This is a genomic window from Aquimarina sp. ERC-38 (assembly GCF_026222555.1).
In the GTDB taxonomy this organism is placed as follows: Bacteria; Bacteroidota; Bacteroidia; order Flavobacteriales; family Flavobacteriaceae; genus Aquimarina.
This window is the reverse complement of sequence record NZ_CP098511.1, coordinates 1,930,096-1,945,902: the sequence shown is the minus strand read 5'-3', so window position 1 is coordinate 1,945,902 and position 15,807 is coordinate 1,930,096. Positions and strand designations below refer to the sequence as shown.

The window sequence follows — 15,807 nt, the reverse complement described above, 5'->3', positions numbered from 1 at the left end:
ATTTGATAAATTTTAAAAAATGTTAGGGTAAATTTAACGTTTATTAGTATATTGCGAACCCTAAAGTCTACTTTAACGAACTTAAAATTATGAAAAACTCGTTAGTTTTTAACTCGCTAATGGTTCTTACCGTTGGTGTTTTCTTAGTCAGCTGTAGTAAAAATGATTACGGTGACAGTTCCAGAGCAACCGGTTGGAAGTACAATTCTAAAGAAGGCGGTTTTCAAGTAAATACAGAATACAAGGAACAAGAGACCGGTCCGGGTCTTGTTTTTGTAGAAGGTGGTACTTTTACGATGGGCCGTGTTCAGGATGATGTGATGCACGACTGGAATAATACGCCAAGCCAACAACACGTTCAGTCCTTTTATATGGATGAAACAGAGGTTACTAATATTATGTACCTTGAATATCTGGATTGGTTAAAAAGTGTTTACCCTCCTACAGAACCTAAGTATAAAAACATTTATCAGGGATCTTTACCGGATACCCTGGTTTGGAGAAATCGTTTAGGTTTTAATGAGATGATGACCAATAACTATTTACGTCATCCGGCTTATGCAAATTACCCTGTAGTTGGAGTTAACTGGATTCAGGCAGTTGAATTTAGTAACTGGAGAACAAACCGGGTAAATGAAAAAATACTGGAAGAACAAGGAATTATTAGAGAAGGTGCTCCACTCGAAGATGTATCCGCAGAAAGTACATTTGATACGGACACATATTTAAATGCACCTAATCAAACTTATGGTGGTAACGATGAAGCTACCCGAGGAGGACGAGCTTCACAACGTTATGAAAAAAATAATGATTCTACCGGGTTATATATCCAAAGAAAAGACGGTTTGCTTTTACCACAATACCGACTTCCAACTGAAGTAGAATGGGAGTATGCTGCCCTGGGATTAGTTGAATTAAGAAGTTATAATATCTATAGAGGTAGAAAAAAATATCCTTGGGATGGTATGTATACCCGTTCCGGAAAAAGAAGAACCCGTGGTGATCAATTAGCTAACTTCAAACAAAGTGATGGAGATTACGGTGGAATTGCCGGATGGAGTGATGATGGAGCTGATATTACCGCACCGGTAAAGTCGTATGAACCTAACGATTATGGTTTATATGATATGGCTGGTAACGTAGCAGAGTGGGTTGCAGATGTATACAGACCTATTGTAGATGATGAGTACAATGACTTCAATTACTACAGAGGTAATATATATACTAAAAATGCTATCAACCCTGATGGAACGGTGAAGATCGTAACTACGGATTCTATTGTTTACGATACTTTAAGTAATGGTAAAATCGTTGCTCGGGTCTTACCAGGAGGAATTTTACAAATACCGATTGATGAAAATGAAACCTACTTAAGGACTAACTTTACTCAGAGCGAAAACAGAAATTTTAGAGATGGAGATAAAAGTTCTTCCAGGTACTACGAAGGTTTTCAGGATGAAACCTTGCCTAATCGTCAAATGTACAATTCTCCACGTCATAGCGTAGGACCTGACGAAGATAACCCTTCTAAAATGAAAAGACAGTACGACGAATCCAGTACTCGTACTACGATCGTTAGTGATGAAGTACGAGTGTATAAAGGAGGTTCCTGGAAAGATCGTGCATATTGGCTAGACCCGGCACAAAGAAGATTCTTCCCGCAGGATATGGCAACTGATTTTATCGGATTTAGAAATGCAATGTCGCGAGTGGGTGAAAAAGCTAAAAACAAGAAAACACCTAAGCATATTAAACCTAAATAGTCGCTAGGAAAATATATAAAAATTCGTTTACTAAACCTTGCTGGAAACAGTAAGGTTTACTTTTATCCTGCATTTACTGATATTGAAATGGTTGGTTACTTTATGATTGTGCAGGGGTTCCAACAAACTCAACTTTTTGAATTTTTTATTTATCAGAGAATGCTCAGTGACAGGTTTACATATTTAATAGGCACCCCATTCCATTCTCACTTCAGAAAGAGGGGAAGTAAAAGTTTTTTTAGTTAAACGATGAAATTTATCGTATCCCCAAAGGAAATTAGTATATTTCTTGTTATTCTGAACGCTATTTACATATGGACATTTCTGAAATTCATCAGCTGTTTTTAACCAGTACCGGGATTAATACAGATACCCGAACCTTACAGCAAGGCAACTTATTTTTTGCTTTAAGTGGTGATAATTTTAATGGTAATACTTACGCGTCTAAAGCTATCGAGCGTGGTGCAAGCTACGCTATTGTTGATGATTCTCAATTTTATGATGAACATGATTATCGATATATATTAGTAGAAAACACATTACAAACACTTCAAAACTTAGCTACTTATCACCGATCCTATCTAGACCTACCTATTATTGCCCTTACCGGAAGTAACGGAAAGACAACTACTAAAGAATTAATTGCTGCTGTGTTATCTCAGTCTTACCAGGTGGTAGCTACTAAGGGAAATCTTAATAACCATATCGGAGTACCTCTTACTTTATTATCCATGGATCGCAATACCGAAATAGGAATTGTGGAAATGGGAGCCAATCATCAGAAGGAAATTGAATTTTTATGTAGTATTGCTCAACCTGATTACGGTTATATTACCAATATTGGAAAAGCACATTTAGAAGGTTTTGGTGGTATTGAAGGAGTTTTAAAAGGAAAAACCGAATTGTACCAATACCTACGTTCAAATAAAAAACTGGTATTTATAAATACTGATGATAAAAAGCTTTTAAAGAAAACAGAAAATATCAGGAAATTTAGTTTTACAACACAAAGTGTAGACGCAGACGTAAAAGTGAAAAGCAATAGTGATTCAGAATACGTTGGAATTTCTTTTCAGGATCAAAATATTAAAACCCAATTAGTCGGTGATTACAATATAACTAATATTGCGTGTGCAATAGCAATAGGCACTTATTTTAAAGTAAGTCCGGAAAAAATTAAAGAAGGGATAGAAAATTACATTCCTAATAACAATCGATCTCAAATAATTAAAACAGATGATCGAACTATACTACTGGATGCATATAATGCGAATCCATCAAGCATGAAAGCTGCCCTTGATAATTTTGAACGAATGAGTTTTAAAACGAAATTGGTAGTATTAGGTGATATGTTTGAATTAGGGGAAGAAAGTACGGCAGAACATAAAGAAATTGTAGCCTATGCAGAAAAAAAGGAATTTACGACTATTCTATTAATAGGAGAACACTTTTCTACTACTACCCCAGAGACATCATCTACTGTAAAAGTAAAAAATACGGAAAATGCAAGACCTATATTTGAAAAATTGATGGTAAAACATGAAGGAATATTATTAAAAGGTTCGCGCGGAATGCAATTAGAAAAATTAATGCGTCCGATTTTAAGGGAAAATTAAATACTTTATGTAGTTACTTTATAATGAATGCATTATTTTTACCTTACTCTAAACCACAAGTTTTGTAAGAATTATGGTAAAAAAAATCAAAAAAGCAAAGCATCTAATTACCAGTAATTTGCGTTTAAAAAAATCCATGGACGCATTACACCATCACCATGCATCTACCCGAAATATCCTACGGGTGTTTAAAAGGGTTAGAAATAAGGAATATACGAATGAGGAATTAGCACAATTTGAAATCCTTGAAGAATATCGGGATCGCTTGTTACAATCTGATGAAATTATAAGTTATGATTTTTTTGGGTCTGACCAAAAGGCAAGTGTAAGCGAAATTTGCGAAAAAGCAGCTTCTCCCAAGATATGGTGTCAATTTTTACATTTGATAATTAAAGAAATGAACGCCTCTTGTGTTCTTGAAATAGGGACCAATCTAGGAGTTTCAGGGCAATATTATTTAACTGCCATAGAGGATAGGCCTTATCACCAGTTTATTACTTTAGAAGGAATTCCTCGATTGTGCGAAATAGCAAGAGAACAATTTTCGAAGCTAAATGTTTCGGTGGAAACTGAGGTAATACAAGGTGATTTTAAAGATACGCTACCGGAGGTTTTAAAAATAGAAGACCTTGAACTCAACTTTGTATTTATTGACGGTAATCACAAATACGAACCTACAGTTTCTTATTTTAACCAGTTAAAACCTTTTTATGCCAGAAATGCGGTAATCGTTTTTGACGATATTTACTGGACTCCTGATATGCAACAGGCCTGGGAAAAAGTAAAAGAAGACCCGGATGTTATTTGTGCGATTGATTTTTTTAAGGCCGGAATAGTTATTTATAACACTGAATTTAAAGCAAAGGAAAAACTGGAATTAGAAATGTTTTTATCCCGGGATTAATTATCTATTTCATTCTCAAATTTCATAAACGGAAATTTTTGCTGAATGCTGGCTATCTTATTTTGCAGGTCTGTTTTGAACTTTTGGTGTTGTTCGCTTTCTTCATGGAAAGGACGATGTAATAATCCTTTTTGTATGGAATCAACTTCTTTTATTTCATGTTGTACTTCTTTAGAAAACCAGGTTGCTACTAATCGTTCCCATATAATCTGAATGGCCGTTTCATTGGGATGTAGCAAATCTTGTTTATAGAACCGGTAATCTCTCAATTCGTCCATAAGGATTTCATAAGAAGGAAAATAATTGATATTTTTATCTTCTTCTAGTACTGTGTGTACAGCCGTTACCAAATGCGATTTACTACGACTATTCTCTATAACGCCATCTTTTACGTGTCTTACCGGAGAGACTGTAAAGATAATATTACAAGTTGGATTTGCTTGTCTGATCAATTCGATACTATTGTAAAGCGAACTCACCAGATCATTTACCGACAATAGTTTCTTTTCAAATTCAGATGCAGGTATTTTATGGCAATTTGCGACAATTAAGTCAATAGATTTCAATTGATATACCCACGCTGTTCCTAAGGTGATAAAGATATAATTTGCATTTTGTAGTGCAGAAAATAAATTAGAAGCACCCGTATTAAGATTACTCAATACTTTATAGTCTTCGGCATGACTTAAAGAAGAATGCGCATCAAACGAATGCCATAAATTGTTATACTGAAATAAGTCCTCTTTTGTATACCGCTCTTTATTAACAGCCATCCAAAGCAAAGTTTCAATAGCCTTAGGATGAAATAAAATACCAAAAGGATTTAAAATATGCCGGAATTTAAAATAGGATAGTTTTTCTGCTATATTCTCTACAAAACAAGATCCCAGAAGTACCATATTATCATGATAGGATATTTTAGGATTTTGATCTTGTAGCGGAACTTGAGTATATAATTTCATTTATGTAGTTACTTTACTAACAATCTTTCGCGCATTTTGTAAAGCTTCTTCAATACCTTCGGGATTTTTGCCTCCGGCAGTTGCAAAGAAAGCTTGACCTCCTCCACCTCCCTGGATGTACTTTCCTAGTTCTTTTACGGTAGTCGAGGCGTTTAATTCTTTAGTCTCAACCAACTCTTTTGCTACATAACATGACAATAATGCTTTGTCATTCTGCTGAGACGCTAACAAAATAAAAGCATTTGACACTTCTTTGCCTAATTCAAAAGACAAATCTTTTAATCCGGAGGTATCCAGCGAAACTTTTTTAGCCAAAAATTGAACTCCGTCGATATCTTCAAACTCAGATATTAGAGATGCTTTAAGATTTTTTGCTTTGTCCTTTAATAAGCTTTCCACCTGTTTACGTAAGACAGCATTTTCATTCTGTAAAGATTGTATGGCTTTAATCGTGTCTTTAGGATTTTTCAGTTCTTTACGTATTTTAGAAAAAGTATCAGATTGGCTGGTAAAATATTCTTTAACCGCATCCCCTGTCATTGCTTCAATTCTACGGATACCAGCAGCAACCGCACTTTCACCGGTAATTTTAAAATGCCAAATAGCACTGGTATTATCCACATGTGTACCTCCGCATAATTCCATAGACTCTCCAAACCGGATCGTCCGCACTGAATCCCCATATTTTTCACCAAATAAGGCGATAGCCCCTTCTGCTATTGCTTTATCATAAGTGGTTGCTCTTTGCTCTTGAAGCGGTAAGGCTTCCCGAATACGGGCATTGACAAAATCTTCAACCTGCTGTAGTTCTTCTTCGGATACTTTGGCGAAATGAGAAAAATCAAACCGAAGATATCCACTGTGCACCATAGACCCTTTTTGTTCTACATGCTTGCCTAGTACAGAACGTAACGCCTGGTGCAAAAGATGAGTTGCAGAATGATTTGACGCTGATCGTAACCTTTGCTTTTTATCTACTACCGCGGTAAACGTGGCTGTTACTTCTTTAGGTAAGGATTTGGCATAGTGAATCGCCAGGTTATTTTCCTTTTTGGTATCTATAATATAAACTACATCTCCATTAGTGTCTTCCAGGTAGCCTTTATCCCCTACCTGTCCCCCTCCTTCTGCGTAAAAAGGAGTACGGTCGAATACTAGCTGATATTGTACTCCTTCCTTTTTACTTTCCACTTTTCTATATTTGACAATAGCAACTTCGCTTTTTAACTGGTCATACCCAATAAACTGACTCTGAACTTCGGGTTGTAACACAATCCAATCCTCCGTAGTAGTCTGAGAAGCATTACGGGAACGGTCTTTTTGCTTTTGTAATTCCCGGTCAAAACTTTCTTTATCATACGCAAACTTCTGTTCGTTTAAAATCAACGCGGTTAAATCTTCCGGAAAACCAAAGGTATCGTAAAGTTCAAAAACTTTTTCACCTGGTATTTTGTTCGTAGTAGATTCGGCAATCACTTTATCTAATAACACTAGCCCCTGGTCCAAAGTTCGTAGAAATGATTGTTCTTCCTCCCGAATTACATTAATAATTAAGTTTTTTTGAACTTTTAATTCCGGAAAGGTAGCTCCCATTTGACTACTTAAAGTCTCTACCAGCTTATAAATAAAAGGTTCTTTAGTATTTAAAAAGGTAAAGCCATAGCGAATAGCTCTTCGTAGAATACGTCTGATCACATAACCTGCCCCCGTATTACTAGGTAGCTGTCCGTCTGCAATAGAAAAAGAAACCGCCCTTACATGATCTGCAATCACACGAATAGCCACGCTTACCTTCCCATCTAACTCATTCGGATCGCTTTCTTTTTTATAGGTTTGTGAAGTAATGGTTTCAATCTCACGAATTAACGGCGTAAAGACATCCGTATCATAATTAGATTTTACGCCCTGTAGTGCCATACATAAACGTTCAAAACCCATTCCGGTATCGACGTGCTGCGCAGGCAACTTTTCAAGTGTCCCGTCGGCTTTTCGGTTGTATTGCATAAACACCAGGTTCCAGATTTCAACCACCAGCGGATGATCCTGATTTACTAAATCTTTGCCGGGCACTTTACCTTTTTCTTCATCTGACCGTAAATCGATATGAATCTCAGAACAGGGACCACAAGGACCTTGTTCTCCCATTTCCCAAAAATTATCTTTTTTATTTCCTAAGATAATTCGGTCTTCATCTACAATCGCTTTCCAGAGGTCATAAGCCTCCTGATCCAACTCCAATTGATCTTCTTGAGCTCCTTCAAAAACCGAAACATACAAACTATTTTTATCCAGTTGATAAACTTCGGTTAATAATTCCCAGGCCCACTGAATAGCTTCTTTCTTAAAATAATCCCCAAAACTCCAGTTACCGAGCATTTCAAACATGGTATGGTGATAGGTATCCATCCCTACTTCTTCCAGATCGTTATGTTTACCACTTACCCGTAAACATTTTTGTGTATCTGCAATCCGAACAGCAGCAGGCGTACCATTTCCAAGAAAATATTCTTTGAACTGGTTCATTCCGGCATTAGTAAACATAAGAGTCGGATCATCTTTAATGACCATAGGAGCAGAAGAAACTACCTTATGTTTTTTGGATTCAAAAAAAGATAAAAATTGTTTACGAATTTCTTGTGATTTCACAACGATGAGTTTTGTTTAGTGTAATAGGTGGTTATTGAATAGTATTGATTTCTTTATAAGAATCTTTTACGCTAAGGAATTCCTGTTACCAGTTTCCGGTTTTAGTCATACGATCATACCCCAACTCTACTACATTTTGTTATATTTGTATAGAACGCTAGCAATACCTGGTATTATTAGCGAATATGCTGCAAAAATAGTATAAATTATATTATGTCAAAGGTTAAATATTACTACGACAGCGATACCTTATCCTATCGTAAAATAGAACAAAAGAAAGGTCGCAAGTTTGGGATTGCCATTCTTGGAGTACTTGGTGCTTTTCTAGCGGGTTTTATTTTACTCCTGATTTATTTAAATATTCCTGCTTTAGAAACTCCTAAAGAGAAAGCCTATAAAAGAGAACTGGAGAACATGCAGTTGCAGTTCGAATTAATTAATAAGCAATTAAAGAAAGATCATAAAGTATTACAGGAAATTGCAGAACGAGATGATAATATCTATCGATTATACTTCGGGGCACAGCCCGTTCCTGAAGAAATACGTAATGCCGGTTTCGGAGGGATTAACCGTTATAAAGGATATGAAGGGTATGATAATTCGGAATTAATTACCAATACTAAAAAACAAATTGATAAATTAACTAAACAGATCGCGGTACAATCCATCTCTCTGGATGAGATTGCCAAGTTAGCTGAGCAAAAAGAAGAATTATTAACTACAATCCCCGCCATACAACCTATTAAAAATTCGGATATGAAACGAATGGCTTCGGGTTACGGATGGCGAAGTGATCCTTTTACAAAGGCGAGAAAATTTCATTACGGTATGGACTTTTCTGCTCCTTCCGGAACTCCAATCTTTGCTTCTGGAAGTGGCACCATTACCCGGGCTGATGCCAATTCTACCGGATACGGAAATCACGTGCGTATTGACCATGGATTTAATTATGTGAGTTTATATGCGCATCTAAGTAAATACAATGTTAAAAAAGGACAAAAAGTAAAAAGAGGTGATATTATCGGATATGTAGGGAGTACCGGAAGATCTGTAGCACCACACCTGCATTACGAAATATTTAAAGACGGTGAACGTATCAATCCCCGTAATTTTTATTACGGCAGTTTGACTACGGAAGAATTTAATGAAATGCTGAAAGCATCTACATTGATCAATGAAACCCTGGATTGATGCTTAAAAAACTATTTTTGTTTTGTCAGATACTTTTTCTTTTTATAAACGTCACTACATACGCCCAGTTACTACCAGAAAAAGAACTGGATTCCATAACCGAATTACTTGAATCTTACGAAGTAAAAATTGCTGCTTATCAAACCTATACGGTAATGGCCGTAGGTGATATCATGATGGGTACGAACTTTCCGAATGTAAGTTACCTGCCACCGCCCGGTCAACATCCTTTTAAAAATGTCATGCCGTTGTTACAAAAAGCCAATGTACTCTTTGGAAACTTAGAAGGCACCCTTACGGATACAGGAGAAAATGCTAAGAACTGCTCCGATCCGTCCAAATGTTATTCTTTTCGTTCTCCGGAAGCTTATGGCACCTATCTTCAGGATGCCGGATTTAATGTAATGAGTATTGCCAACAACCATATTGGGGATTTTGGAGATATTGGTATTAAAAACACGGCAAAAACCTTGAAAAAGTATAACATTGCTTATGCAGGTATTTTTGCTCAGGAATCCACCGTTTTTAAAAAAGACGGAATTACTTACGGGTTTTGTGCTTTTGCTCCTAACAAAGATTGCTTAAAGATTCAAAATATAAAGAATGCCAGACGTATTGTACGTGAATTAAAAGAGAAGGCAGACGTTATCCTGGTCTCTTTTCACGGGGGTGCTGAGGGTTTTGAACATACGCATGTTCCCAGATCTACTGAAAGATATTATGGAGAAGACCGTGGTAATGTATATCAATTTGCTCACGAACTCATTGATGAAGGTGCCGATTTAATTTTTGGTCATGGACCTCATGTATCTCGGGGATTTGAAGTATATAAAGATCGATTTATTGCTTACAGTTTAGGTAATTTCTGTACCTATGCTCGTTTTAATGTAACCGGAATTAAAGGATACGCTCCGATAGTTGCGGTTGAAATTGATCGAAGTGGGAAGTTTATAAAAGGAAAATTATATAGTGCAAAGCAAGAGGACGAAGTGTATCCTTTTATGGATAATACTAAAGGAGCTTTGAAAGAAATTAAAGCATTATCAACCGAGGATTTTCCTGAAAACCCGTTAGTTTTTGATGAAGAAGGTAATTTTGAACCACAAAAAGGAAGTTAGATGCACGTAGATTTACCTGAAAAAATGTATTACAGTATCGGAGAAGTCGCCGAAGCTTTTCAAGTGAACACTTCTTTGATCCGATTTTGGGAAAAGGAATTTGATATGATCAAACCCAAGAAAAATGCAAAAGGCAACCGTAAGTTCACCCCGGAAGATGTGAGGAACCTATCTTTTATCTATCATCTGGTAAAAGAACGTGGTTTTACCCTGGAAGGTGCTAAAATACATTTAAAAGAACAAAAGGATGCTGCCATGACTAATTTTCATATCGTTCAAAAATTAGAAGGGATCAAGTCAGAACTTTTAAAAATAAAAAATCAACTTTGACCACTTATTAATTACAAATTATGAAAAAAGTATTAGTTCCCATAGCAATAATCATTGCTATTGTTGTCGTTTTATATATGGTATTTGCAGGACGTTATAATCAGGCAGTTACCCTTCAAGAAGATGCGCAAACTTCCTGGTCTAATGTAGAAAGTGCTTATCAACGTAGAAATGATTTAATTGGCAACCTGGTCAAAACGGTACAGGGGGCTGCGGATTTTGAAAGAAATACGCTTACTGAAGTCATAGAAGCACGGGCAAAGGCTACCGGTGTAAATATTGACCCTAGTAATATCACTCCTGAACAATTACAACAATTTCAACAGGCACAAAGCGGGCTATCCTCTGCCCTATCCCGACTTTTAGTTACCGTAGAACGCTATCCTGATTTAAAAGCAAATCAGAATTTCTTAAACCTACAAACACAGTTAGAAGGGACAGAAAACCGTATCAACGTCGAACGTAATCGCTTTAATGAATCAGTAGGTACTTATAACAAATACCTACGGGTATTTCCTAACAACCTGGTACTAGGATTATTTGGTAGTTTTGATAAAATGGCAAGATTTGAAGCTGAAGAAGGATCTGAGAAAGCACCGGATGTTGATTTTGACTTTAATAGCTAATGAAATCTGAAGTTGAAGCTTTTCTAACCGCTGAAGAGGAACAGGAAATTGTAGAAGCCATACGACAGGCAGAACTGACCACATCCGGGGAGATTAGGGTGCATATCGAACCTCATACGGATAAAGATGTGGTTGAACGTGCTGCGGAAGTTTTTCACTGGTTAAAAATGGATACCACGGCACAACGGAATGGTGTACTTATTTACGTTGCAGTTCAGGACCATACCTTTTCTATTTACGGAGATATCGGGATCAATAAAGTAGTTCCGGATGATTTTTGGGAAAGTACGCGTACCGTAATTCAATCTCATTTTAGAAATGGAGAGTTCGTAAAAGGTTTTGTAGAAGGCATTTTAAAAGCAGGAGAACAACTACAAACCCATTTTCCATGGGATCATTCGGATCAAAATGAATTACCGGATGAAATTTCGAAAGGCTAATGAAAACCATTGTAAAACAAGTTCGATTTACTGCACTATTCACAATTCTGATGGGTTTGTTGTTGCCATTATATGGTCAATTACAAATTCCACCTAAACCTACCCAACAAACATCTGTATATGATGGCGCTAATATACTTTCTCCACAGGAAGCCAAGCGCTTAGAACAGAAACTTATTCAGTATGCAGATACTACTTCGACTCAAATTGTAGTAGCTACTATCAATTCGTTGCAGGGGGAATATATTGGCACCTACGCAGCTGAATGGGGGCAACGATGGGGAATCGGGCAGTCTAAAGAAGATAATGGTTTGCTTATTTTAATAGCTAAAGAAGACCGGAAAATTTTTATCACTACCGGGTATGGTCTGGAAGAACGACTTACGGATTTTACTACAAAAACCATTATCGACCAGATCATCACCCCTGAATTTAAAGCAGGTAACTTTTACGGGGGATTGGATAAAGGGACTTCTGCTATTTTTGAGGTGTTAAACGGTACTTTTAAAGGAAGTCGACCACGAAATTCTCAAAGTGATGGTCCACCATTTTCAATGATTCTAATTATTATCATCTTTGTCATTATTATTTTATCCATGTCCAAAAATAACAAAGGTGGCGGAAGAAACGGAGGACGTCGATCCGGTGCAGGTAGCTTGCTTGATATCCTAATTTTAAGCAGTATGGGTCGTGGTGGCTTTGGTGGCGGTTCCGGTGGCGGAGGCTTCGGTGGCGGCGGAGGTTTTGGTGGCGGCTTCGGTGGCGGTGGTTTCGGCGGTGGAGGTGCTGGCGGGAGTTGGTAGGTTTTTTTATAGTATAAAGTATTAAGTCTAGCAGTGTTAAGTCTTAAGTAAGAAGTATTAAGTCTTAAGTAAGAGGTATTAAGCATAAAGTATTAAGTTAGAGGTGTTAAGTATAAAGTATTAAGTGTAAAGTCTTAAGTTAGTTGTACAAGCGGTATTGAGTATTAAGTCTATAGTCTTAAGCTCTAAAGTTTCTTTTGTATGAAATTTTCAGCAACACTTTTAAAATTATAGTGAATTAATAAATTAAATAGTACTGAACCTTATATATACAAGGAGGGCTGAATATTTAAAAATGAAAGGAGGGCTGAGGTTCTCGAAGCCCGAGAATTTTAATTTCAAACAACAATTGCTATTATAATCCTAATTTTTATAACAAAAAACCAAGTCTAATAAGTTGAACTTCTTTCTAAAATTAGGGTTCTTTTATATTACGTAAATTATTATCGGATTACCTTCCTAAAAACGCAACTTCCACATGCATCTTATACTGATTGAAGCAATAGAAGTAAAGCAGAACTTTATAATATGAATTACGTATTTAAAGGTAATTTATTTTTAATTTTGGGCTTTTCCTGTGGTACTGGTACTTTTACCTACTATAAAAGAATTTGTTATTCAGGAGAATTTGTTAAACTCAGCAAATAAGGTACTATTTTAATAAAGCCTTTGTTCATAGCTAAATCAACTTTAACTACATGAATCTTTATAGAAAAAATCTGAATTTTTGCGTTAAAAAGCCTTGCTTTAGCTATGGCCATACCTACATTTTTTGTTTTCATCTTCAATTTTTTTCTTTATAAATCTTCTATGCCATTTTATATTTATTTAGCTATAATTATACACTACTAACATATTGACGAATAACATCATATGAATATCATATTAACGGGTGCTACTGGAACTTTAGGATCAAGAATACTCTATGAACTTTTTTTACAGAAGGGGAATAATTTACAAAGCGTTTTTTTATTAGTTAGAGATAAGAACCATACTACGGGTAAAGAAAGAATTGTAAAAGTTTTAAAAAGTGAATTTGCCCCTCCATGCATTAAAAATCATATTTCTGATATTTTAAAAAAGATTGTATGTATTGAAGAAAAGAATTTCTTTTTACCTCACTTGTTTCTTAAAGAAAAAAACTTTCTTTTTATACATTCTGCCGGATATGTAAATCTTTCTGTCAACGAATCTCAGAATGAAGATATCATTAATCAGAACTTACAATTTACTAAAAAGTTATATCGTGCATATAAGAACTACATACAAAAGTTCGTATTTATCAGTACTGCGTTTTCGATAGGTAATGTAGAAGGTTTTATAGAAAACGATTATAGCACATATAAAGTTTCATCCTTTAGAAACGCCTATGAAGAATCAAAACATCATTCTGAAATATTTCTGACTAAGCAATGTTTAAAAGATCATATACAACTTCAAATTTTAAGACCAAGTGTTCTGGGAGGCAACACTATGGATGCACCGGAGTCATTTATATCCAGATACATGGTGTTTTTTTTATTTGCTAAATTCTTTTATCATGCAGATAAGAAAGATTCTATTCGAATTGTTACAAACGCTAGTGCAAATTTAAACATTATTCCTAATGACTACGCGGCAAAAGTTATCGTTAAAGTATTAGATGCTAACCTACCTTACTTAAACATAACTCACAAACAGGGAACTAATATTATACAAGGCATATCTAAAATTTTGGATTCTGTAGGTTTTTCAAATTACTCCTTTGTCAATTCAGCTTATGAAGATATGAATGATTTAGAAAAATTTTATTACAAGACCATAGGTAATCATTTAAACCCTTATCTAACTTCTAGATCTCAGGAATGGGACACGGAACTTCTGGAAGAATTTATTCAAATTCCTGATTACAATCTTTTATCCTATCTTTCAAATAATATTAAATATGCAGTTACTATGAATTTTAAAAGTCAGAATTGGTAACTATAAATTTATGGTAATATTGAAGTGGTTTAAATGAGCATAACAATCACCTAACCTCTAAAATTTATACTTTTAGAAAAATTGGACTATTAATCCAGAGTTTATAATTGCTACTTCTTCCTAAAATATACTGCAATGGGTACTCCGTGGAAATTAAATTCTTTACGTAGTTGATTTTCTAGATAGCGCTTATACGGATCCCTGATATATTGTGGTAAATTACAGAAGAAAGCAAACTGTGGTTGTGGCGTAGGCAATTGCATGCAATATTTAATTTTTACATACTTACCTTTGTACGCCGGAGGTGGATTTCGTTCGATAATAGGCAACATCGTATCGTTCATTACGCTGGTTTTAATCTTTTTAGAACGATTTTTAAATACTTCTACGGCAGTTTCAATAGCTTTAAAAATTCGTTGTTTGTTAAGTACGGAGATAAATACAATAGGTACATCTGTAAATGGCTCTATCTCACGACGAATATGCTTTTCATAATCCTTTAAGGTATTACTTTCTTTATTTTGAACTAAATCCCATTTGTTTACCAAAATAACAATACCTTTTCGGTTACGCTCGGCTAACCAAAAAATGTTTTGTACTTGTCCGTCAAAACCCCGGGTGGCATCTACAACCAACAAGCATACATCGCTATGTTCAATAGCACGAATAGATCGCATAACGGAGTAAAACTCCAGGTCTTCTTTTACTTTTGATTTTCTTCGGATTCCAGCAGTATCTACCAGGTTAAATTCAAATCCGAAACGATCGTATTTAGTATCGATAGCGTCACGTGTCGTTCCGGCTACATCGGTCACAATATATCTATCCTCTCCGATTAATGCATTGATAAACGAGGATTTGCCGGCATTAGGCCTTCCGACAACTGCAAATCTGGGGAGGTCACTATCAACTTCCTCTTGTTTTTCCGGTAGTTCTTTGATCAGGGCATCTAACAATTCACCGGTACCACTCCCGTTTATACTGGCAATAGTATAGTAATCACCAAGTCCGAGGTTATAAAACTCCACGGCATTTGCAGCCCGCATGGCATTGTCGACCTTATTTACCGCTAAAAAAACAGGTTTTTTAACTTTACGTAGTAAACTCGCCACATCTTCATCCATTCCGGTGATTCCCGTTTCTACATCAACCATAAAAATAATGACGTCTGCCTCTTCAATAGCCAGTTCTACCTGTTTGTCAATTTCAGCTTCAAAAACATCATCGCTTCCTTTTACGTAACCCCCAGTATCAATTAATGAAAATTCCCTTCCGTTCCAATCGCTTTTTCCATAGTGGCGATCCCGGGTAACCCCACTTACTGCATCTACAATAGCTTCTCTTCTCTGAATTAATCGATTAAAAAAAGTGGATTTTCCTACGTTTGGTCGACCGACAATAGCAACAATTGCACTCATAGCAATGATTTGATTTTTTGCAAAAGTA

The 15,807-nt window shown here is 35.9% G+C and carries 14 protein-coding genes; 10 read left to right on the top strand and 4 right to left on the bottom strand.

Annotated elements, in window-relative coordinates; all coding sequences use genetic code 11:
• Positions 1-89: 89 nt before the first annotated feature.
• The 3 genes from gldJ (at position 90) to NBT05_RS08155 (ending at position 4,283) form a co-directional block, all read left to right on the top strand.
• Positions 90-1,763: a gliding motility lipoprotein GldJ gene (gldJ, locus tag NBT05_RS08165; protein ID WP_265772996.1), complete on the top strand. Its 1,674-nt coding sequence runs from the start codon at positions 90-92 to the stop codon at positions 1,761-1,763.
• Between the two features lie 314 nt (positions 1,764-2,077).
• Positions 2,078-3,379 carry a UDP-N-acetylmuramoyl-tripeptide--D-alanyl-D-alanine ligase gene (locus tag NBT05_RS08160; protein ID WP_265772995.1) on the top strand — a complete coding sequence of 434 codons (1,302 nt, stop codon included), beginning with the start codon at positions 2,078-2,080 and terminating at the stop codon, positions 3,377-3,379.
• 73 nt (positions 3,380-3,452) lie between these two features.
• Positions 3,453-4,283 (top strand): O-methyltransferase, encoded by an 831-nt coding sequence (locus tag NBT05_RS08155; RefSeq protein WP_265772994.1) that lies wholly within the window; start codon positions 3,453-3,455, stop codon positions 4,281-4,283.
• On the opposite strand, the gene NBT05_RS08150 is transcribed toward NBT05_RS08155, so the two are convergent.
• Both NBT05_RS08150 and alaS read right to left on the bottom strand, forming a co-directional pair.
• Positions 4,280-5,245 carry a GSCFA domain-containing protein gene (locus tag NBT05_RS08150; RefSeq protein WP_265772993.1) on the bottom strand — a complete coding sequence of 322 codons (966 nt, stop codon included), beginning with the start codon at positions 5,243-5,245 and terminating at the stop codon, positions 4,280-4,282. The two genes, NBT05_RS08155 and NBT05_RS08150, sit on opposite strands and share 4 nt — an antisense overlap.
• A complete protein-coding gene (alaS, locus tag NBT05_RS08145; protein WP_265772992.1) occupies positions 5,246-7,891 on the bottom strand; it encodes an alanine--tRNA ligase in 2,646 nt (881 codons plus the stop codon).
• Between the two features lie 213 nt (positions 7,892-8,104).
• On the opposite strand from alaS, the gene NBT05_RS08140 reads away from it, so the two are divergent.
• The 6 genes from NBT05_RS08140 to NBT05_RS08115 are packed head-to-tail and all read left to right on the top strand — an operon-like array spanning position 8,105 to position 12,399.
• The gene (locus NBT05_RS08140; RefSeq protein ID WP_265772991.1) at positions 8,105-9,082 is read left to right on the top strand and encodes a M23 family metallopeptidase; all 978 of its coding nucleotides are present in this window, start codon (positions 8,105-8,107) and stop codon (positions 9,080-9,082) included.
• A complete protein-coding gene (locus NBT05_RS08135) occupies positions 9,082-10,200 on the top strand; it encodes a CapA family protein (protein WP_265772990.1) in 1,119 nt (372 codons plus the stop codon). Before NBT05_RS08140 ends, NBT05_RS08135 begins: the two co-directional genes overlap by 1 nt.
• The gene (locus NBT05_RS08130; protein ID WP_265772989.1) at positions 10,201-10,530 is read left to right on the top strand and encodes a MerR family transcriptional regulator; all 330 of its coding nucleotides are present in this window, start codon (positions 10,201-10,203) and stop codon (positions 10,528-10,530) included.
• A 20-nt stretch (positions 10,531-10,550) separates the two neighbouring features.
• Positions 10,551-11,156, top strand: coding sequence for a LemA family protein (locus NBT05_RS08125; protein ID WP_265772988.1), 606 nt, complete (start codon positions 10,551-10,553; stop codon positions 11,154-11,156).
• Positions 11,156-11,596, top strand: a complete 441-nt coding sequence (locus tag NBT05_RS08120; RefSeq protein WP_265772987.1) for a TPM domain-containing protein — start codon at positions 11,156-11,158, stop codon at positions 11,594-11,596. The genes NBT05_RS08125 and NBT05_RS08120 overlap by 1 nt, the downstream gene beginning before the upstream one ends.
• Complete coding sequence (locus tag NBT05_RS08115) at positions 11,596-12,399, top strand: TPM domain-containing protein (protein WP_265772986.1); 804 nt, start codon at positions 11,596-11,598, stop codon at positions 12,397-12,399. The genes NBT05_RS08120 and NBT05_RS08115 overlap by 1 nt, the downstream gene beginning before the upstream one ends.
• Positions 12,400-13,013: 614 nt before the next feature.
• Here the strand turns inward: NBT05_RS08115 and NBT05_RS08110 are convergent.
• On the bottom strand, positions 13,014-13,181 hold the full coding sequence (locus NBT05_RS08110) for a hypothetical protein (RefSeq protein ID WP_265772985.1): 168 nt from the start codon (positions 13,179-13,181) through the stop codon (positions 13,014-13,016).
• 91 nt (positions 13,182-13,272) lie between these two features.
• Here NBT05_RS08110 and NBT05_RS08105 point away from each other — a divergent pair, with 91 nt between their 5' ends.
• Positions 13,273-14,361 (top strand): SDR family oxidoreductase, encoded by a 1,089-nt coding sequence (locus NBT05_RS08105; RefSeq protein ID WP_265772984.1) that lies wholly within the window; start codon positions 13,273-13,275, stop codon positions 14,359-14,361.
• A gap of 110 nt (positions 14,362-14,471) precedes the next feature.
• On the opposite strand, the gene der is transcribed toward NBT05_RS08105, so the two are convergent.
• On the bottom strand, positions 14,472-15,779 hold the full coding sequence (gene der / locus NBT05_RS08100) for a ribosome biogenesis GTPase Der (RefSeq protein ID WP_265772983.1): 1,308 nt from the start codon (positions 15,777-15,779) through the stop codon (positions 14,472-14,474).
• Between the last annotated feature and the right edge of the window lie 28 nt (positions 15,780-15,807).

What these genes read in the sequence shown, in the direction of transcription:
- gldJ (WP_265772996.1), top strand. Translation starts at nt 90, where the DNA reads ATGAAAAACTCGTTAGTTTTTAACTCGCTAATGGTTCTTACCGTTGGT.
- NBT05_RS08160 (WP_265772995.1), top strand. Translation starts at nt 2,078, where the DNA reads ATGGACATTTCTGAAATTCATCAGCTGTTTTTAACCAGTACCGGGATT.
- NBT05_RS08155 (WP_265772994.1), top strand. Translation starts at nt 3,453, where the DNA reads ATGGTAAAAAAAATCAAAAAAGCAAAGCATCTAATTACCAGTAATTTG.
- NBT05_RS08150 (WP_265772993.1), bottom strand. Translation starts at nt 5,245, where the DNA reads ATGAAATTATATACTCAAGTTCCGCTACAAGATCAAAATCCTAAAATA.
- NBT05_RS08140 (WP_265772991.1), top strand. Translation starts at nt 8,105, where the DNA reads ATGTCAAAGGTTAAATATTACTACGACAGCGATACCTTATCCTATCGT.
- NBT05_RS08135 (WP_265772990.1), top strand. Translation starts at nt 9,082, where the DNA reads ATGCTTAAAAAACTATTTTTGTTTTGTCAGATACTTTTTCTTTTTATA.
- NBT05_RS08130 (WP_265772989.1), top strand. Translation starts at nt 10,201, where the DNA reads ATGCACGTAGATTTACCTGAAAAAATGTATTACAGTATCGGAGAAGTC.
- NBT05_RS08125 (WP_265772988.1), top strand. Translation starts at nt 10,551, where the DNA reads ATGAAAAAAGTATTAGTTCCCATAGCAATAATCATTGCTATTGTTGTC.
- NBT05_RS08120 (WP_265772987.1), top strand. Translation starts at nt 11,156, where the DNA reads ATGAAATCTGAAGTTGAAGCTTTTCTAACCGCTGAAGAGGAACAGGAA.
- NBT05_RS08115 (WP_265772986.1), top strand. Translation starts at nt 11,596, where the DNA reads ATGAAAACCATTGTAAAACAAGTTCGATTTACTGCACTATTCACAATT.
- NBT05_RS08110 (WP_265772985.1), bottom strand. Translation starts at nt 13,181, where the DNA reads ATGAAAACAAAAAATGTAGGTATGGCCATAGCTAAAGCAAGGCTTTTT.
- NBT05_RS08105 (WP_265772984.1), top strand. Translation starts at nt 13,273, where the DNA reads ATGAATATCATATTAACGGGTGCTACTGGAACTTTAGGATCAAGAATA.
- der (WP_265772983.1), bottom strand. Translation starts at nt 15,779, where the DNA reads ATGAGTGCAATTGTTGCTATTGTCGGTCGACCAAACGTAGGAAAATCC.